The organism is Streptomyces sp. NPDC001415, assembly GCF_053597395.1.
On the sequence record NZ_JBSFIE010000003.1, the window covers coordinates 339,998 to 357,756 of the forward strand.

At 72.5% G+C, this 17,759-nt stretch carries 19 protein-coding genes and 1 riboswitch; of the genes, 11 read left to right on the plus strand and 8 right to left on the minus strand.

The window, feature by feature from the left end; translation table 11 throughout:
* Positions 1 to 7 precede the first annotated feature (7 nt).
* The 5 genes from ACWC2B_RS05755 to ACWC2B_RS05775 form a co-directional block, all read right to left on the minus strand.
* Positions 8 to 1,513 carry a cobyric acid synthase gene (locus ACWC2B_RS05755; protein ID WP_450715161.1) on the minus strand — a complete coding sequence of 502 codons (1,506 nt, stop codon included), beginning with the start codon at positions 1,511 to 1,513 and terminating at the stop codon, positions 8 to 10.
* A complete protein-coding gene (locus tag ACWC2B_RS05760; RefSeq protein ID WP_450715162.1) occupies positions 1,495 to 2,451 on the minus strand; it encodes a cobalamin biosynthesis protein in 957 nt (318 codons plus the stop codon). The genes ACWC2B_RS05755 and ACWC2B_RS05760 overlap by 19 nt, the downstream gene beginning before the upstream one ends.
* A 98-nt stretch (positions 2,452 to 2,549) precedes the next feature.
* Positions 2,550 to 2,688: riboswitch (cobalamin riboswitch) on the minus strand.
* A gap of 101 nt (positions 2,689 to 2,789) precedes the next feature.
* Positions 2,790 to 3,011 carry a hypothetical protein gene (locus ACWC2B_RS05765; RefSeq protein ID WP_450715163.1) on the minus strand — a complete coding sequence of 74 codons (222 nt, stop codon included), beginning with the start codon at positions 3,009 to 3,011 and terminating at the stop codon, positions 2,790 to 2,792.
* A 32-nt stretch (positions 3,012 to 3,043) separates the two neighbouring features.
* A complete protein-coding gene (locus ACWC2B_RS05770) occupies positions 3,044 to 4,318 on the minus strand; it encodes an anion permease (protein WP_450715164.1) in 1,275 nt (424 codons plus the stop codon).
* Between the two features lie 130 nt (positions 4,319 to 4,448).
* The gene (locus ACWC2B_RS05775; RefSeq protein WP_450715165.1) at positions 4,449 to 5,237 is read right to left on the minus strand and encodes a lysozyme; all 789 of its coding nucleotides are present in this window, start codon (positions 5,235 to 5,237) and stop codon (positions 4,449 to 4,451) included.
* A 106-nt stretch (positions 5,238 to 5,343) separates the two neighbouring features.
* On the opposite strand from ACWC2B_RS05775, the gene ACWC2B_RS05780 reads away from it, so the two are divergent.
* From ACWC2B_RS05780 to ACWC2B_RS05790, 3 genes are all read left to right on the plus strand, one after another.
* Complete coding sequence (locus ACWC2B_RS05780; protein WP_450715166.1) at positions 5,344 to 5,997, plus strand: class II aldolase/adducin family protein; 654 nt, start codon at positions 5,344 to 5,346, stop codon at positions 5,995 to 5,997.
* A 332-nt stretch (positions 5,998 to 6,329) separates the two neighbouring features.
* Positions 6,330 to 7,457: an alpha/beta hydrolase gene (locus tag ACWC2B_RS05785; protein ID WP_450715167.1), complete on the plus strand. Its 1,128-nt coding sequence runs from the start codon at positions 6,330 to 6,332 to the stop codon at positions 7,455 to 7,457.
* Positions 7,458 to 7,710: 253 nt separating this feature from the next.
* Positions 7,711 to 9,054: a hypothetical protein gene (locus tag ACWC2B_RS05790; protein ID WP_450715236.1), complete on the plus strand. Its 1,344-nt coding sequence runs from the start codon at positions 7,711 to 7,713 to the stop codon at positions 9,052 to 9,054.
* A 235-nt stretch (positions 9,055 to 9,289) separates the two neighbouring features.
* Here ACWC2B_RS05790 and ACWC2B_RS05795 read toward each other — a convergent pair whose 3' ends face one another.
* Positions 9,290 to 9,679: a VOC family protein gene (locus ACWC2B_RS05795; protein ID WP_450715168.1), complete on the minus strand. Its 390-nt coding sequence runs from the start codon at positions 9,677 to 9,679 to the stop codon at positions 9,290 to 9,292.
* A 90-nt stretch (positions 9,680 to 9,769) separates the two neighbouring features.
* Positions 9,770 to 10,663 (minus strand): KPN_02809 family neutral zinc metallopeptidase, encoded by an 894-nt coding sequence (ypfJ, locus tag ACWC2B_RS05800; protein ID WP_450715169.1) that lies wholly within the window; start codon positions 10,661 to 10,663, stop codon positions 9,770 to 9,772.
* 369 nt (positions 10,664 to 11,032) lie between these two features.
* Here ypfJ and ACWC2B_RS05805 point away from each other — a divergent pair, with 369 nt between their 5' ends.
* The 3 genes from ACWC2B_RS05805 (at position 11,033) to ACWC2B_RS05815 (ending at position 14,179) form a co-directional block, all read left to right on the plus strand.
* Complete coding sequence (locus tag ACWC2B_RS05805) at positions 11,033 to 12,631, plus strand: ABC-F family ATP-binding cassette domain-containing protein (protein WP_450715170.1); 1,599 nt, start codon at positions 11,033 to 11,035, stop codon at positions 12,629 to 12,631.
* Positions 12,632 to 13,006: 375 nt separating this feature from the next.
* Positions 13,007 to 13,228 (plus strand): helix-turn-helix domain-containing protein, encoded by a 222-nt coding sequence (locus tag ACWC2B_RS05810; RefSeq protein WP_006123601.1) that lies wholly within the window; start codon positions 13,007 to 13,009, stop codon positions 13,226 to 13,228.
* 150 nt (positions 13,229 to 13,378) lie between these two features.
* The gene (locus ACWC2B_RS05815) at positions 13,379 to 14,179 is read left to right on the plus strand and encodes an enoyl-CoA hydratase/isomerase family protein (RefSeq protein ID WP_450715171.1); all 801 of its coding nucleotides are present in this window, start codon (positions 13,379 to 13,381) and stop codon (positions 14,177 to 14,179) included.
* 104 nt (positions 14,180 to 14,283) lie between these two features.
* On the opposite strand, the gene ACWC2B_RS05820 is transcribed toward ACWC2B_RS05815, so the two are convergent.
* Positions 14,284 to 14,967 carry a hypothetical protein gene (locus ACWC2B_RS05820; RefSeq protein ID WP_450715172.1) on the minus strand — a complete coding sequence of 228 codons (684 nt, stop codon included), beginning with the start codon at positions 14,965 to 14,967 and terminating at the stop codon, positions 14,284 to 14,286.
* Between the two features lie 88 nt (positions 14,968 to 15,055).
* On the opposite strand from ACWC2B_RS05820, the gene ACWC2B_RS05825 reads away from it, so the two are divergent.
* The 5 genes from ACWC2B_RS05825 (at position 15,056) to amaP (ending at position 17,507) form a co-directional block, all read left to right on the plus strand.
* Positions 15,056 to 15,553 carry an Asp23/Gls24 family envelope stress response protein gene (locus ACWC2B_RS05825; protein WP_450715173.1) on the plus strand — a complete coding sequence of 166 codons (498 nt, stop codon included), beginning with the start codon at positions 15,056 to 15,058 and terminating at the stop codon, positions 15,551 to 15,553.
* Between the two features lie 134 nt (positions 15,554 to 15,687).
* On the plus strand, positions 15,688 to 15,879 hold the full coding sequence (locus ACWC2B_RS05830) for a hypothetical protein (protein ID WP_053730757.1): 192 nt from the start codon (positions 15,688 to 15,690) through the stop codon (positions 15,877 to 15,879).
* A gap of 3 nt (positions 15,880 to 15,882) precedes the next feature.
* The gene (locus ACWC2B_RS05835; protein ID WP_450715174.1) at positions 15,883 to 16,230 is read left to right on the plus strand and encodes an iron-sulfur cluster assembly protein; all 348 of its coding nucleotides are present in this window, start codon (positions 15,883 to 15,885) and stop codon (positions 16,228 to 16,230) included.
* Positions 16,227 to 16,925 carry a DUF6286 domain-containing protein gene (locus ACWC2B_RS05840; RefSeq protein WP_450715175.1) on the plus strand — a complete coding sequence of 233 codons (699 nt, stop codon included), beginning with the start codon at positions 16,227 to 16,229 and terminating at the stop codon, positions 16,923 to 16,925. Before ACWC2B_RS05835 ends, ACWC2B_RS05840 begins: the two co-directional genes overlap by 4 nt.
* Before the next feature lie 3 nt (positions 16,926 to 16,928).
* A complete protein-coding gene (gene amaP, locus ACWC2B_RS05845; protein WP_450715176.1) occupies positions 16,929 to 17,507 on the plus strand; it encodes an alkaline shock response membrane anchor protein AmaP in 579 nt (192 codons plus the stop codon).
* The last annotated feature ends 252 nt before the right edge of the window (positions 17,508 to 17,759 follow it).

A 17,759-nucleotide genomic window follows, 5' to 3' on the forward strand; every position in this document is an offset into this window, starting at 1 on the left:
GGGGTGTTCACGGCGCCCCCGGCGGGATGAAGGGCAGCCCGGCGGGCGGGCCCTGCTCGATCAGCCTCAACAGGGCGTCGGTGTCGGCGTGTTCTTCGATCAGGTCGCCGAGCCGGTCCAGCTGTTCCTCGCGCAGCGCCCCGAACGAGGTGTCGGGCGCGGGCACGAACCGGCGGCCCGCGGCCCGGGCGACCTGCTCCAGGAACCGGCGCCGGAACCCGTCGCTCTCCAGCGAGCCGTGCCAGTGCGTACCCCACACCGCGCCCACCCGGCAGCCGTCCAAGAAGGCATCCCCACCCAGGACTTCGGCCACGCCGTGGTGGATCTCGTACCCCTCGACGGGTTCCCCGAGGGCCTCGCCGACGGGCCGCGCCAGGGTCTTGTCGGCGGCGAACCGCACCCGTACGGGAAGCAGGCCGAGGCCCGGCACCGAGCCCGCCTTCGACTCGACCTCGTCCTCGATGTGCTCGCCGAGCAGCTGGAACCCGCCGCAGATGCCGAGCACCGGGCGGCCCTCGGCGGCCCTGCGCGCCAGCTCCGTCGCGAGGCCGCGCTCGTGCAGCCACTCCAGGGCGCGGACCGTGCCGCGCGTGCCCGGCACCACCACGAGGTCGGCGTCGATGAGTTCCTCGGGCCGGTCCACGAACCGCACGACCACGCCGGGCTCCGCCGCGAGCGCGTCCACGTCGGTGAAGTTGGACATCAGCGGCACGGCGCAGACGGCGACCCGCAGCACGTCCTCGCCGACCGGCGGCGCCACCACGGACTCCCGCACGGCTCCGCGCATGGAGACCCTGAGGCCGTCCTCCTCGTCGATGCCGAGGCCGTGAGCGTACGGCAGGATCCCGTAGGTGTGCCGTCCGGTGAGGCCGCGCAGCATCTCGATGCCGGGCTCAAGGAGCGTCACGTCGCCCCGGAACTTGTTGACGACGTAGCCGGCGACCAGCGCCTGGTCCTCGGGGCTGAGCAGCGCCGTCGTCCCGAAGAACGAGGCGAACACGCCGCCCCGGTCGATGTCGCCGACCACGACCACGGGCAGCCGCGCGGCCCGCGCGATACCCATGTTGACGATGTCGGTACGCCGCAGATTGATCTCGGCCGGGCTGCCCGCCCCCTCGCAGATCACGGCGTCATACGTGCCCCGAAGCTCCGCCAGGCACTCCAGAACAGTGCCGAGCAACGCCTGCTGCCTGCCCCCGTGGTAGCCGCGGGCGCTCAACTCGCCCACCGGCTTGCCCATCAGGACCACCTGGCTGGAGCGGTCGCTCCCCGGCTTGAGCAGCACCGGGTTCATGAGCGCACTCGGCTCCACGCGCGCCGCCTGCGCCTGCATTGCCTGCGCCCGGCCGATCTCCGCGCCCTCGCGCGTGACGAACGAGTTCAGCGACATGTTCTGGCCCTTGAAGGGCGCGACCTTGACGCCCTGGCGCACCAGCCAGCGGCAGATCCCGGCCGTGACGACGCTCTTGCCGGCGTCCGAGGTCGTGCCCGCGATCAGCAGCCCGCCACCCATGTACGTCCCTTCCTCACAGCGGCCCTCGTCGCGACGGAGGCGGCCAGCGTCAGCCAGCCCACCCTGCGCGAGAGCCGTACCGCCCGTTCGATGTCCGTGACGCCGACGGCCCGCCCGGACGCGTTCAGGACCGGCCGGTGCTCGACGCGGCCGGCGTAGGAGAGCGTGCCCCCGAGCCGTACGCCCAGCGCCCCCGCGAACGCGGCCTCGACCGGGCCCGCGTTGGGGCTCGGGTGCCTGCTCGCATCGGCGCGCCAGGCCCGTACCGCGCCCTTGGTGTCCGGGCCGGCGAGCGCGGCGAGGACGGCGGTGAGGCGGGCGCCCGGCCAGCCCGCCACATCGTCCAGGCGCGCCGAGGCCCAGCCGTACCTGCGGTACCTGGCCGACTTGTGCCCGACCATCGCGTCCAGCGTGTTGACCGCCCGGAAGCCCACCAGGCCCGGCACGCCCGCGAGCGCGCCCCACACCAGGGCGCCGACGACCGCGTCCGAAGTGTTCTCGGCGACCGACTCGACGACGGCCCGCGCGATGCCGTCCGCGTCCAGGGACTGCGGGTCGCGCCCGCACAGGTGAGGCAGGCGCTCCCGGGCCACCTCCACGTCGCCCGCGGCCAGCGCCCCGCCGATGGCCCGGGCCTCGCGGCCCAGCGACGTGCCGCCGACCACCGTCCAGGTGGCGGCGGCGGTCAGCGCGACGGATGCGGCGGGCCGACCTCGTACGGCACGGGAGAGCAGGAGCGCGCCGCCCACGGCGCCGCCCGCGCACACGAGCGTGTGCAGCGCGCCCCAGCCGCGGTGGTCGCGCCACAGGGCGCGCTCGACGGCGCCGGCCGCGCGTCCGAACGCGGCGACCGGATGCCCGCGGCGTGGATCGCCGAGCAGGAGGTCGCCGAGGAGTCCGGCCGTGGCGCCGTAGGCGAAGGTGCGATCGGCCCGCATGCGGTCAGCCCGCCAGGGCGACGCGGGAAGGGCGGGAAGGTCTCAACGGGCAGGCGCGCATGGCGGTATGTCCTCACTCAGGGTGTCCGCGCCCTGGTTCGACGTGACCGGCGGTGAGAGTTCCTGGCTCGCGGGGATCTCTCCCCGGTGACAGTGGCGGGACCGCGCCGGATTCGCACCGGCTTCCTCTTCTGCCGCCGTAGCTGGCCGGTGCAGTCCACCACGCTGCGAGAACACCCGTCAACTTGCTGTTGACCTGCGGCGCGAGAGAGTGTGCGACGCCACGCGGAACCGCCCTCCGGCGGGGGCCGAAGGGCGGTTCGGGTGGTGCGGGCGGGTCAGGCGACGATCAGATAGATCCCGTACGCGACGGCCGCCGCGCAGGCCGCGAAGCAGGCGTACGCACCGGTGCGGGCCATCGCCACATTGCCGGTGCCCGAGGCCGCGGCCTCCCGCTTGGTGAGGCCGACGATGCCGAGGGTGAACAGGCCCACCAGGCCGACGGTCACCGCGAGGCTGACGCCGAAGACGGAGCCGAGAGCTGCCCAGTCGATGTGCATGAGGATTCCTTAGCTGTGCCGGAGAACCGGGGTCAGACCGTCGCCGGGGTGGGCGGATCGGCGGGGGCCACCGGGGCCGGGGCCTGGATCGTGGCCTTGAGGTCGGTGGCCGCGGCGGCCGCGGCCGCGACGGTCGGCGGCGGGGTGACCGCGGCGATCGCGGTGGTGACGACACCGGCGGGCTCGGCCGCGGGGGCCTCGCCGATCTCGTCGGCGGTGACGTTGTGGTGGTCGACCGGCTGGCGGCGCGACAGCTTCCAGATGGTGCCCGAACCGGCGATCAGGAGGATCGCGACGGCGACGATGCCCCACGTGCCCTGCTTGGTGAGGAATTCCGCGCCCGCGCCGACCAGGCCGGCGGCCGGCAGCGTCAGCACCCAGGCGACGGCCATCCGGCTCGCGGTGGACCAGCGCACCACACCGCCCTTGCGCCCGATGCCCGCGCCCATGACGGAACCCGAGCAGACCTGGGTGGTGGAGAGCGAGAAGCCGATGTGCGAGGAGGCCAGGATGACGGTGGCGGCGCCGGTCTGGGCGGCGAAGCCCTGCGGCGGGCGCAGCTCGGTCAGGCCCTTGCCCATGGTGCGGATGATGCGCCAGCCGCCGAGGTAGGTGCCCATCGCGATGGCCAGACCGGCCGAGACGATGACCCACAGCGGGGGGTTCGCGCCCGGGTGCAGCACACCGCCGGTGACCAGGGCGAGGGTGATGATGCCCATCGTCTTCTGGGCGTCGTTGGTGCCGTGGGCGAGCGAGACCAGGCCGGCCGAGGCGATCTGGCCCGCGCGGTAGCCCTTGGCGGTGGCCTTCTCGTCGGTGTTCCGGTTGATCCGGTACGTCAGCCTGGTGGCCAGCATCGCGGCGACGCCCGCGACGATCGGCGCGGCGACGGCGGGGAGCAGCACCTTGGTGACCACGGTCGAGCCGTTGACCGAGGACCAGCCCGCCGACATGACCGCGGCGCCGATGAGGCCGCCGAACAGGGCGTGCGAGGAACTGGAGGGCAGACCGAGCAGCCAGGTCAGCAGGTTCCAGAGGATGGCACCGACCAGGGCCGCGAAGATGACCTCGGTTCTGATGCCTTTTTCGTCGATGATCCCGCCGGAGATCGTCTTGGCGACCTCCACTGACAGGAACGCGCCGACCAGGTTGAGCGCGGCGGACATGGCGACCGCCGTCTTGGGCTTCAGGGCGCCGGTCGAGATGGTGGTGGCCATCGCGTTGGCGGTGTCATGGAAACCGTTCGTGAAATCGAACACGAGAGCTGTCACGATCACAATCGCGAGCAGCAGCGTGATGTGTTCCATTTACCCAGGCAATCGTTCGACGTCAGTGGCTGGACGAACGTAAGTAACCTGAGTGAACGGAAGATGAACTGAGGCGGGCGCATCGGTGTCCGTAGCCTCTTCTCTCTCCCGGTCGGCCCGCCGAGGCCGTTCAGCGGCCCGCCGCGAACCGCCTCAACTGCTCGAAACTCCCATTGAAGAGATTCTGGTCACCCGGCAGGCTCCCGCTCCCGTTCTGGAACTGCCAGAACGTCCAGTACGACCAGCCCGCCGGCAGCGGGCCCGGCGTGTCGGCGTACCGGGCCAGCCACAGGGGATGGGTCGCAGCGAAGGCCTTGCTGTGGCCGGTGCAGTCGTTCCACCAGCCCGCGGTCGTGTAGATCACCGGCCGGCGCCCGGTGCGCAGCCGCACCTCGTCGCTGAACTCCGAGATCCAGGCGGTCATCGCGGCCGGGCTCAGGCCGTAGCACTTGGCGCCGGCGCCGGAGCTGTCGTCGGTGTTCTCGCCGTACGGGTTGTGCTCCAGGTCGACCGCGGGCGGCAGCGTCCGGCCGTCGTCCGACCAGCCGCCGCCGTTGCCCACGAAGAAGTCGGCCTGCGCCCGGCCGGACGCCTGGTCGGGCAGAGCGAAGTGGTAGGCCCCGCGCACCAGGCCCGCCTGCCGGGCGCCGTCGTACTGCTGCCCGAAGTAGGGATTGCGGTACGTCGTCGACTCGGTCGCCTTCACGTAGACGAACGAGGCGCCCAGACCCTTCGCCGCGCCCCAGTCGACGTTCTTCTGGTGCGAGGAGACGTCGTGGCCGAGCGGCTTGTCCGCGGCCGACGCGGCGGGCAGCGCCGCGAGCGCCGCACAGCCCAGCGCCAGCGCGGCCAAGGACGCCGTGAGCGCGGCGGCCCGCACCCGGGCCCGGCGCGGCAGCGCATTGCGGTCACCAGCCATGATCCCCCCAGAATTCCGGTGTACGGAACAAAGCACCCAGAGGCTAGTGGAAGATCCAGTCCAACTCCCGTACCCCGGCCGCCCCCGCCCTGGCAGGATCGGCCGCATGAGCGACGACGAGGCGGCGACCGCCGCGGCATGGGCCGAACTGATCGACACCGCACGCAGAACCGCCGCGGAAGGGCTGGTCGTCGGCACCTCGGGCAATGTGTCGGTACGCGTCGGCGACCTGGTCCTGGTCACTCCCACCGGCGTCCCCTACGACCGGCTCGGCCCCGCCGACACCGTCGCCGTCGACCTCGAAGGCCACCAGGTCATGGGCACGCTCCGGCCCACCAGCGAGATCCCGATGCACCTCGCCGTGTACCGGAACACCGACGCGCGGGCCGTCGTCCACACCCACGCCGTGCACGCCACGGCCGTGTCCACCCTCGTCACCGAGCTGCCCCTGGTCCACTACATGGCGGCCGCGCTCGGCGGCCCCGTCCGAGTCGCCCCGTACGCCCTGTACGGCAGCGAGGAGTTGGCCCAGAACATGCTGCGCGCCCTCGACGGCCGCACCGGATGCCTCCTGCAGAACCACGGAACCGTCACCTACGGAACCGGGCTCGCCCAGGCCTACGACCGCACCGCCCAACTGGAGTGGATGTGCCGGGTCTGGCTCACCGCCGCCGCCCTGCCCGGCCGCACCCCGTCCCTGCTCAGCCCCGCCCAGCTCGACGAGGCCGCCGACCGGCTGCGGGGATACGGGCAGCCTTAGGGTCCGTCCGGCGGATCTTGTCCGGGACGCGCGGCCCTGGCGCGCCCTCCCTCAAGGCCTAATGGGCCTAATGGGCCAGGGGGACCCCCAGCCGCGTTGTCGTCGGTTGCCGACTCCCTCAAGTTCTCGGCTCCGCTCGGACAGGGCCCCCATCGCGTCGCCGCCCTCCTCCGCCTTGCGGCTGGACGCACCGGACCCCCGCTCACCAGCACCACAAGGCCGAGCCACCTCGACGGCGACCACACCCGCCGGACAGACCCTGGCCGGGGGCCGCCGACCCCGATGGGCTCCGCCCACTGGCACCCCGGCGGCCCCGAGCCGAGACTGGAGGGGTGCGCCCCGCTACCAAGACGGCTGCAGCCGTCACCACACTCCTCGGCGTCGGCGCGGCGGCGGTCGTCGCCGGACGCTACGCCAGCGACGCCGCCCTCAAGGCGCCCCCGGGCCGCCCGCTGCCCACCGACCCCCGGCTGACCGTGCACGCCACGGCCCCGGGGCGCATCACCCTGACCCGCTCGCTCGTGTCGCTGCGCCCCGGCACGTACGGCCTTGCGGGACAGGGCGCCCACGCCGTCGTCGGTGACGTCCTCGAAGACGCCCCGCACACCGCCGACACGGTGGTACGCCGCCTGGAGCGGGTCACCCACGGCAGCCTCGCGGCGGGGGACCGCGTACGGCTCACCCCCCAGATCCATCGCGGTACCCCGGCCACCGCCCTCGGCCTCGACCACCGGGACGTCGAGATCGCGGCCGAACTCGGGCCGCTGCCCGCCTGGTTGGTGCCCGGCCCCCGCACCACCTGGGTCATCGCCGTGCACGGGCTCGGCACCACTCGCGAACACCCCCTGAACATCGTGGAGTTCCTGCACCGCCAGCAGCTCCCCGTGCTCCTCCTCGCCTACCGGGGCGACGAGGGCGCGCCCCGCTCACCGGACGGCCTCGGCCACCTCGGCGACTCCGAGTGGCGCGACCTCGACGCCGCGATCCGCTACGCCCTGCGGTCCGGGGCCCATCGGGTCATCCTGCACGGCTGGTCCACCGGCGCCACGATGGCCCTGCACGCCGCCACCCACTCCGCACTGCGCGAGCGCATCGGCGGCATCGTCCTCGACTCGCCCGTTCTGGACTGGGAGGCCACCACGCGTGCCCTCGCCTCGGCCCACGGCACTCCCGGCGCGCTGCTGCCGCTCGCCGTCCGGGCCGCCCAGGGCCGCACCGGCGTCCACGGCGACCGCCTCCAGGAAGCCGTCGACCCCAGGGCCCTGCGCGTCCCGACACTGCTCTTCCACGGCCCCGACGACACGCTCGCCCCCTGGGGCCCGTCCCGCGAACTGGCCGACCGCCGCCCGGAACTGATCAGCCTGCACACGGTCCCGCACGCCCCCCACGCCTCGATGTGGAACGCCGACCCACCCCGCTACGAAGAAACCCTGCGCCGCTTCCTCACCCCCCTCATGTGACACCCCACCCGCCCCCGGAGTGGCGGGCGTGGCCGATTCCGTTTGGGCTTTCGGGCAGTGACGGGGCTGTGTTCTTCCGGGGGGCGACCCCCGGACCCCCGGCAGTCCCGGTGGCCCCCGGAGTGGCGGGGGTGGCCGATTCCGTTTGGGCTTTCGGGCAGTGACGGGGAAGACTGCCTGCGTGACGTCCCGGAAGCCTGAAGAGAAGTTGCCGCGCGACTCCAGACTGCGGCTTGTCCGCGCTCCGCACCCGATGCAAGCCCGACCCCTTGCCACCGCCCGCAGGGCCGTGACCGACCGGCGTACCCGGCCGGCACTCCGGCCGCCCGCGGGCACCCCGGCCGCCGCCGAACTGGCCCGCCAGGCCAGAGCGGTGCTCGCCGACGCCGTACGTGTCGCCCGCTGGACCGACGCCGAGCGCGCCCGCGGCGGCGACTCCGGGCCGGGCCGGCCGGGCCCGCTTCCCGCGCCGGTCGCCGAGCGGGCCGCCGCCGCCCTGGGTTTGACGACCAGTCAGGTGCGGGCCGGCTGGGACCGGGCCCGGCTCGCCGGTCTCGTCGAGCTGCACGGCGCCACGGTGCGGCCCGGCTGGCGGCTGCGCGCCTGGGATCGTGACGACGCGGCCGTCCTGCGCGGCTGGGTCGCCCTGTTCGACGCGTGGTCGCTCATCCATCCCGCCCCGGACGACATCGCCCCCACGGCGGTCGCCGAGGTCGTCGAGGCCGTCCCTCAAGTGCTCTCCCTCCTCCAGCTCTCGAACGGACCCGTACTCGTACCGGCACTGCTCGACCTCCTCGGCCAGCGGGTCGCCGAACTCCGCGAGGAACGCTGCGAGGTCTCCTACGGCCCCCAGCCCGACCCGGTGTCCCTGCCTCCGCTCCTCCCGCACCTCCTCGGCTGGGCGCTGGCCGGCCTCGCCGCCGTCGGCGCGCTCGTCCTTGGCGAGGGCCAGGCCACCCTGACCCCGCTCGGCAACTGGGCGGTCTGGGTCAAGCTGGAACAGATCTGCGTCGCCGCGCAGAGCCCCGCCGGGAACATCGAGCAGTCCGCCGAGGACATGCTGCGCGGCTGCGCCGGCCTCACCCCCGGCCCGGCCCGCGCCGAGTACCGGGCCTGGACCGCCGCGCGCACCGTCGGCAGCGCCGTCACCGAGCTCCTCGACGTGGCCCGGGGCGACGACGCCCTGCTGCGCGGGCTCGCCTTCGAGGCGCTGAGGGTGGTGGGAGCGCCCGCCGAGGCCGAGGTGCGCGCCGCCGCCACCGAAACCTGCCTGCGTCCCTACGCCCTGCTTTGGCTCGCCGAGTACGAGGGCGGCGACCCCGAGGACGTGCTCGGTGTCCTCACCCGCGAGGAGTCCACCTGGCTATGGGTCGACACGGCCGCGGCAGTGGCCGACCACGGCGAGAGCGAACTGCTCGTACGGCACCTCGACTCGGCGGTGCAGGGCACGGTCCCGGCACTGCTCGACGAGGTACGCGCCGTCGGGCATCCCCGCACCGTGCAGGTCCTGGTCGCCCTCGCCGCGGCCCACCCCGACCCGGCCCTGGCCAAGGCGGTCCGCCGCGCCGCCTTCCAGGTCCATACGGGCTCCGTATAGCGCGACGCGCGTAGCGAGACAGCCGCCCGCCCCCAGGGGCGGCACGTCCGCCGAGCCCAACTCCCCTTCCTGCTCGATCAGTTGAGCCACCGTCGCCCATTGAGCAGCCCCGAACCCTCAGCCTCCGGGTCCCGGCGCCGGACCTCCAAGCGCCGGGCCCCTGGATCGGGCCCGGGCGCAGCGCCCCGGGTCCGGGGAACCGCGCCCGGGGGACAGGGGGCGGGCCTCCATCCCCTCACTCCGCGCCGCCCGGCGCATACGTGCCGAAGCTCCACACGTTGCCCTCCGCGTCCCTCGCCATGTAGTCCCGCGAGCCGTAGTCCTGGTCCGTCGGCTCCATGAGGATCTCCACGCCCTGCTCGGCGGCGCGTTTGTAGTGCGCGTCCACATCGCTCACCACCACGTACACCCCCACCGGACCCGCCTTCGCCATCACCTTCGCGAAGAGGCCCTCGCGGCCCTTGGAGCCGAGCATCACGGTGCCCGTCCCGTACGACAGCTCGGCGTGCGTCACGCTGCCGTCCTCGCCCTCGTACGCGCACACTTCGGTGAAGCCGAACGCGTCTTTGAGCTGGCGGATCGCCGCCTTCGCGTCGTCGTAGAGAATCGTCGGGTACATGCTCATGCCGATCATTCCTTCCCAGCCCAAGACGCCGACTGTGACCTGGATCTCAGTGTTGCACCCGGCACTGACAACGCCCTGCGGCGCCCGGATTCAGTGCGCGAAGGTGTTGCAGCGGGCCATGTCGCCCGTGCGGTAACCGGTGTAGAACCACTGCTGGCGCTGCTGCGCCGAGCCGTGCGTCCAGGTCTCCGGGGTGACCCGGCCCTGGAACTTCTGCTGGATCCGGTCGTCGCCGACCGCGGCCGCCGCGTCCAAGCCGTCCTTGATGTCCTGGTCGGTGAGCTTGGAGAGGAGCGGGCGCCCCGTCGACTTGTCGGGGGTCGTCGTCGCGTGGTGCGCCCAGACCCCGGCGTAGCAGTCGGCCTGCAATTCCACCTTCACCGCGTTGCTGTTGGCGCCCTGCTGCCCGTCCTGCGACTTCCGCAGGGTGCCCATCAGGTTCTGGATGTGGTGCCCGTACTCGTGCGCCACCACATACGCCTGCGCGAAGGGGCCGCCGGTGGAACCGAACTTGGTGCGCAGCTCGTTGAAGAAGCCCAGGTCGAGATAGACCTGCCGGTCACCCGGACAGTAGAAGGGCCCCACGGCCGAACTCGCGGCCCCGCAGGCGGTGTTGACCCGGTTGGTGAAGAGGATCGTCCGGGCGGGGGCGTACTTGCCGCCGCGCCGCGGAAACTCCTGGCCCCAGTAGTCCTGCACGCTGTTGACCACGGCGACGATCCGGCAGTCCTCCTTGGTGTTGGCGTCCGAGCCGGTACGGCAGTTCTGGTCCACCTGGGCCTGCGACGACGAACTCGCCCCCGGCGTGGTGTCGCCGGACGAGAGCCCGAGCTCCTCGGGTCCCACGCCGAAGAACAGGCCGAGGAGCAGCGCGATGACCCCGACGATTCCGCCTCCGACCGTGGCCCGGCCGCCCGGGATCCGGCTGCCGCGCACATCCTTGACCTCGGATGTGTCCAGATCGGCGTCGTCGTCGAACTGCATGGGCGCACCACTCTCTGTTCACCCGGGCCGACACGAGGGGCAGCCCGCTCAAGGTCACCCCGAGTATCAGGAAAGTCACCCCGAGTATCAATCGGTTCATTGCGCTACGCCCGTTTTATTACGTCTCATCGCGTCGGTCGATGCGCTCCGGGCCGACTGCCGCCCGCGCCCGGGAGCTCGGCAAGATCACCCCCGGTCGTGCCCCGCCGGGCGGCGATCTCCCAGGTGAGCGGCCCACGGACCGCGGCGGAAATCGGGTTGCGCGGCCCAGTTAGAATTGGCCCATGGCAATTCTCCTTGTGCATTAGGCGGCGTCGACCTCCGCGACCCCCGTCCCGTCCGCCGTCCATACCGCCCTGGAGTCTTACCGTGATCACCGCCACCGGCATCGAGCTGCGCGCCGGCGCCCGAGTCCTCATCGAGTCCGCAAACTTCCGCGTCGCCAAGGGCGACCGCATCGGCCTGGTCGGCCGCAACGGAGCCGGCAAGACCACCCTCACCAAGTGCCTGGCCGGCGAGGGCGTCCCGGCCGCCGGCACCATCACCAGCTCGGGCGAGGTCGGCTACCTGCCGCAGGACCCCCGCACCGGCGACCTCGACGTCCTCGCCCGCGACCGCGTCCTCTCGGCCCGCGGCCTCGACGAAGTCCTGCGCAAGATGCGCGAGAACGAGGAGCGCATGGCGAACGGCAAGGGCGCCACGCGCGAGAAGGCGATGAAGAAGTACGAGCGCCTGGAGACCGAGTTCCTCACCAAGGGCGGGTACGCCGCCGAGGCCGAGGCCGCCACCATCGCCGCCGCCCTCGGCCTGCCCGACCGCGTGCTCGGCCAGCCGCTGCACACGCTCTCCGGCGGTCAGCGCCGCCGCATCGAGCTCGCCCGCATCCTCTTCTCGGACGCCGACACCCTGCTCCTCGACGAGCCGACGAACCACCTCGACGCCGACTCCATCGTCTGGCTGCGGGACTACCTCAAGACGTACCGCGGCGGCTTCATCGTGATCTCCCACGATGTCGACCTCGTCGAGACGGTCGTCAACAAGGTCTTCTACCTGGACGCCAACCGCGCCCAGATCGACGTCTACAACATGGGCTGGAAGCTCTACCAGCAGCAGCGCGAGGCCGACGAGAAGCGCCGCAAGCGCGAGCGCCAGAACGCCGAGAAGAAGGCCGCCGCCCTCAACTCGCAGGCCGACAAGATGCGCGCCAAGGCCACCAAGACCGTCGCCGCGCAGAACATGGCCAAGCGCGCCGAGCGGCTGCTCTCCGGCCTGGAGGCGGTCCGCGTCTCCGACAAGGTCGCCAAGCTGCGCTTCCCCGAGCCCGCGCCCTGCGGCAAGACCCCGCTGACGGCGGAGGGGCTCTCGAAGTCGTACGGCTCCCTTGAGATCTTCACCGACGTCGACCTGGCCATCGACAAGGGCTCGCGCGTCGTCATCCTCGGCCTCAACGGCGCCGGCAAGACGACCCTGCTGCGGCTGCTCGCCGGGGCCGAGAAGCCGGACACCGGCGAGGTCACCCCGGGCCACGGCCTGAAGATGGGCTACTACGCCCAGGAGCACGAGACGCTCGACCCGGAGCGCACCGTCCTGGAGAACATGCGCTCCTCCGCGCCGGACCTGGACCTCGTCGAGGTACGCAAGACGCTCGGCTCGTTCCTCTTCTCCGGCGACGACGTCGACAAGCCCGCCGGGGTCCTGTCCGGCGGCGAGAAGACCCGCCTGGCGCTTGCCACCCTCGTCGTCTCGTCCGCCAACGTGCTGCTCCTCGACGAGCCCACCAACAACCTCGACCCGGCCAGCCGCGAGGAGATCCTCGGCGCGCTGCGTACGTACAAGGGCGCCGTCGTCCTCGTCACGCACGACGAGGGCGCGGTCGAGGCGCTCCAGCCGGAGCGGATCATCCTGCTGCCGGACGGCGTCGAGGACCTGTGGGGTCCGGACTACGCGGACCTGGTCGCCCTCGCCTGACCGGGCGCCGGCGCGGGATTCCGTGCATGATCCATCCGCTGATCCACTCGGTATGGATCATTCGGCTTACGCGTGATCCTCAATCTGAGTGAGTGCGTCTCGTACCCCGGTGTGTCATGTGCGGGATCAAGGCCCGCCCCTTGTGGGGCGGGCCTTTTTTCATGTGTGACCCGGGACACAGCGCTGACCTGGCGCTTCGCCTCGACTTTCGGCCCGGGACATGTTCGGGCCCAGCCGGAATGTGGAATTCCGTTCCGTCCGGCCGCAGTCCGGGCCCGGAAGCTTGTTGTACGGACCTTGCCGAATGGGTGGCCAGGAAGCCCGGAAGGGGTGATCATGAGAAGTCCAGAGCGCACTTCCCATGAGGAGGCACGGGTGGCCGAGACTCTGAAGAAGGGCAGCCGGGTTACCGGCGCCGCGCGCGACAAGCTCGCGGCAGACCTGAAGAAGAAGTACGACTCCGGTGCGAGTATCCGAGCACTGGCCGAGGAAACCGGCCGGTCCTATGGATTCGTCCACCGGATGCTCAGCGAGTCCGGGGTCACTCTCCGAGGACGCGGCGGAGCGACACGGGGCAAGAAGGCCGCCTCGGCCTGACCGAGGCAGTTTCCGGACAGCTCCTGTGGCCCACCGGGTCCGGTGGTGGCCACCCGGTCGGCCATGCGGTCGACCGGGTGGTTACTGTGCAGTCACTTAATGACCGCCGACGCGGTCATTCAATGACGGCCACTGACCCGGAGGCGCCCCATGGCTACGCCCGCATCCGCAGCTGAGGTATTCGACAAGGACGGCGTCCGGCTCTCCGTCGACGACGCGGTCGCCACGGTGACCCTGACCAATCCGGCCAAGCGCAACGCTCAGTCTCCCGCTCTGTGGCGGGCGTTGGCGGACGCCGGACGGTCGCTTCCGGGCAGCGTCCGCGTCGTCGTGCTGCGCGGTGAGGGCAAGTCCTTCTCCGCCGGCCTCGACCGCCAGGCCTTCACCCCCGAAGGCTTCGACGGCGAGCCCTCGTTCATCGACCTCGCACGCGGCTCCGACGCGGACCTCGACGCGGAAATCGCCGCGTACCAGGAGGCGTTCACCTGGTGGCGCCGCAACGACATCGTGTCGATCGCGGCCGTCCAGGGGCATGCGATCGGTGCCGGCTTCCAGCTCGCCCTCGCCTGCGACCTCCGGGTCGTCGCGCAGGACGTGCAGTTCGCCATGCGCGAGACCAGCCTCGGGCTCGTCCCCGACCTCACCGGCACGCATCCGCTGGTCGGGCTCGTCGGGTACGCCCGCGCGCTCGAAATCTGTGCGACGGGCCGGTTTGTGGGAGCCGAGGAGGCCGAGCGCGTCGGCCTGGCCAACCTCGCCGTTCCCGTCGAGGAACTCGACTCTGCCGTACGGGACTTGGCGGGGGCGCTGCTGGCTGCGCCGCGTGATGCCGTGGTCGAGACGAAGGCCCTGCTTCGGGGTGCGGGTGGGCGGGGTTACGAGGAGCAGCGGGTCGCTGAGCGTGCCGCTCAGGCTCGGCGGCTTCGCGACCTGGCCGGGCTTTCCGACTGAGCCTGGTCGCATCCCGCGGGGGTGGGGGCCCCGGTTGCATCCGCGGGCCGTGTGCTGGGGGCTCTGCCCCCAGGCCCCCGTTCGCGCCTTGAGGGCGCTCGTCCTCAAACTCCGGACGGGCTGAAGTTGCCCGCCCACGTGATCAGTACGGCCACTGAATCCGCCTCCGGCGTCGCCCTTGCCACCGCTTCTCGTACGGCTCTTGCCACTTCCAGGGGGTGGTGGGTCGTGGCCAGTTCCACCCTTACGTGGGCCCCTGACGTGTGCACCGGTGGGCCCAGTTCCGCCGTCAGGTGGGCCACCCCCGGCGTGGCCAGGGCGGCTGCCGCGGCCGCTGTCGCGGGGGGCTCGGCCGGGCCGGGCGGGGGGCCGCCGGGCAGGGGGTCAGGGAGGGCGTCCGACAGGGACGTCACCCGCAGGTCGATGTCCGAGACGGGCAGCCCCAGGCGGTCGTCCGCCGCCGCGAACAGGGCGTCCCGCAGGGCCGCCGTCAGCTCCGGCAGCGGGTGGCCGCCCAGGGCCGTCAGCTCGGCCGTGATGCGGAGCGGGCCGGGGGGCAGGGCGGACGGCGGGGCAGGGACCTGCGGCTCGGCGCGGCACTCCGGGTCGGCCGGGGCGAGGCGCAAGGACGTCACCGCCAGGTCCGGCAGCGCCGCCGCCGCGGCCCCAAGGACCGAGACCGCCGCCCGCTCGGTGATCCACGCGCCATCCTGAAGGTCACCCAGCGCGAGCAGTCGGCCCAAGCCCAGCCGACGGCGTACCGCGGAACTCCAACTGTCACCCGTCATTGCTCCAGCCTGCCGCATCGCGGGCGCGAGTCGGGGCAACCGCACTTAATGTGGGCAATGGAGTCCAAGCGTGAAGGGACAGACGGTCATGAGCGACACCGCACAGCGCAACCGGCCCGGTACGCCCGCGAACGACCCGGTGGGCGAAACGGCCGAGCAGGCCAAGAAGACGTCCGTCACCAGGCGTGGCGGTGGCGATCCGGCGGGGCGCGGCCGCACCACGATCGCCGACGGCGTGGTCGAGAAGATCGCCGGCCTCGCGGCCCGCGACGTCGTGGGCGTACACGCCATGGGCAGCGGTCTCTCCCGTACGTTCGGCGCGGTCAGGGACCGCGTGCCCGGCGGTAAATCGGCCGTCACACGCGGAGTGAAGGCCGAGGTGGGCGAGGTGCAGACCGCGCTCGACCTCGAAATCGTCGTCGACTACGGGGTGTCCATCGCCGACGTCGCCCGCGATGTGCGGGAGAACGTCATCTCCGCGGTGGAGCGGATGACCGGGCTCGAAGTCGTCGAGGTCAACATCGCGGTGAGTGATGTGAAGCTGCCCGACGAGGAGGACGAGGAACCGGAGTCCCGGCTTCAGTAGGCCTCTGCATCGGTGCCCCAGCTATGGGTGTCTCATCCGTGGGCCTCTCCACGGGGCACGGCTCATGGGACAGCACGGCTCATGAGGCACGGCTTTCCCCACATATCGGAACTCATCGGAGCGAGGAGCTCGGCATGAGCATGGCGGTGGTTGGCTTGATGGCCGGCATGGCACTCGGCTTCGCCGGATACTTCGGCGGCTTCGGGGCCTTCCTGCTGGTCGCGGCGCTCGGCGCGATCGGCTTCGTGGTGGGCCGGTTCCTGGAGGGCGACCTCGAACCCGGCGACTTCTTCCGCCCCCGCGACCGCGGCGACCGGCGGCGCTGACCCATGGCGGTGGCCGGACGGATCGAGCCCGCCGAGCGCGGCGCCACCCGGATCGCCGACCGGGTCGTCGCGAAGATCGCCGCACAGGCGGCCCGAGAAGTGCTCGACGTGATCCCCGAAGGCGGCGCCCCGCCCCGCGCCACCGTCACCGTGCACCAGGAATCCGCCCGGGTACGGGTCAGCGTCGAGCTCGGCTACCCCGGCGATCTCGGCGGCCAGTGCCGCGCGGTGCGTCGCCAAGTCACGGAACGGGTAAGGGCGTTGGCGGGGATGGAGGTGCCCGAGGTGGCGGTGCAGATCGAGCGTCTGCACGCGGACGCGGGCGCGGCGGACCGGCGGAGGATCCGATGAGCCAGCCGCACGAAGACGACAACAGCACGCGGCGTCTGCCCGTGATCGAGCAGAGTCCTGATCCGGCCGCGCCCGGATCCCCCGGCCTCGACCAGTCGGCCTCGGCCGCCGACTACGACGCCGTGCCGGCCCTCGCGGAGGGCGAGGGCGGCAAGGCCGGGCGCTTCTGGTCGGTGCGCCGGGTGCCCGCCGGACTGCTCGCCCTGGTGGTCCTGGCCACGGCCGGTCTCTTCCTCTACGACATCGCCGCCGTACGCGCCCACCGCCCCGCCATGCGCTGGCGGGTCAGGCTCGCCGACTGGCTGGCGGGCCACCCCGTCGACGACGTGGCGGTGCTCGCGGGCGCCGGCGCCGTGGCGCTGCTCGGCGTCTGGCTGATCGTGCTCGCCGTCACCCCGGGCCTGCGCGGCATCCTGCCGATGCGGCGCGAATCGGCGGCCGTACGCGCCGGGCTCGACCGGGCCGCGGCGGCGCTCGTACTGCGCGACCGGGCGATGGAAGTGGCCGGCATCCAGTCGGTCCGGGTCCGCATGGGGCGCAGCCGGGTCGTGGTGCGCGCCCTGTCGCACTTCCGTGAACTCGATGACGTACGGGCCGACTTGGACGCGGCGCTGGGCGCGGGCATCCGGGAGCTGGGCCTTGCCGGGCCGCCCGGGCTCGCGGTCCATGTGAGCCGCCCGGCACGGAAGGGATGAGCCATGCTGAGGACGGTCAACCGGGTGCTGCTCGGTCTCGCGGGGCTCGTGCTGTTCCTCGCGGGCGGCGCGGTGCTGGCCGCCGGGCTCGGGCTCGACGTGCCGTCCTGGTGGCCCTGGCACGGCAAGACCGACGTACTCCTGAGCCGGTCCCGCCGTGTCCACTGGCACGACCAGGGCTGGTGGTGGCCGGTCGTCATCGCCGTCCTGGCGCTCGTCGTGCTGCTCGCCCTGTGGTGGCTGCTCGCCCAGCTGCGCCGGGCCCGGCTCGCCGAGGTTCTGGTGGACTCCGGCGACGGGGAGGGGGCGTTGCTGCGGGGGCGGGCACTGGAGGCGGTGCTCGCCGGTGAGGCGGAGGGGCTCGACGGGGTGTCCCGGGCGCAGGTCGTCCTGGTCGGCCGGCGGTCCGCCCCCTCGGCTCGGGTGGAGCTGCTCCTGGAGGCGCATGCGGAGCCCGCGGGGGCGCTTGCGCGGCTTGAGGGGGAGGCGCTTGCCCACGCGCGGGACTCGGCGGGGCTTGCCGAGCTGCCCGCGGAGATTCGGCTGCGGGCGGTCAAACACCGGGCGCGGCGCGTTAGTTGAGCGCTGGGGCCCTTCCCCACCCCACCCCTTCCCGCTGTGACACTCTGCGGTTCCGCCGCGTGGCCTCCGGGGTGGGAGAGAGGGGAAGGTACGTTTCCTGGGGCTCCGCCCCAGACCCCGTTCGCGCCTAAAGGGCGCTCGTCCTCAAACGCCGGACGGGCTGGGAATGCCTGCTGGGCACCCTGCCAAGGCCAACCCCCTAGGGGCGCGGGGAACCGCGCGAGCAACCACGCACGGTCCGCAGGCCGAAGG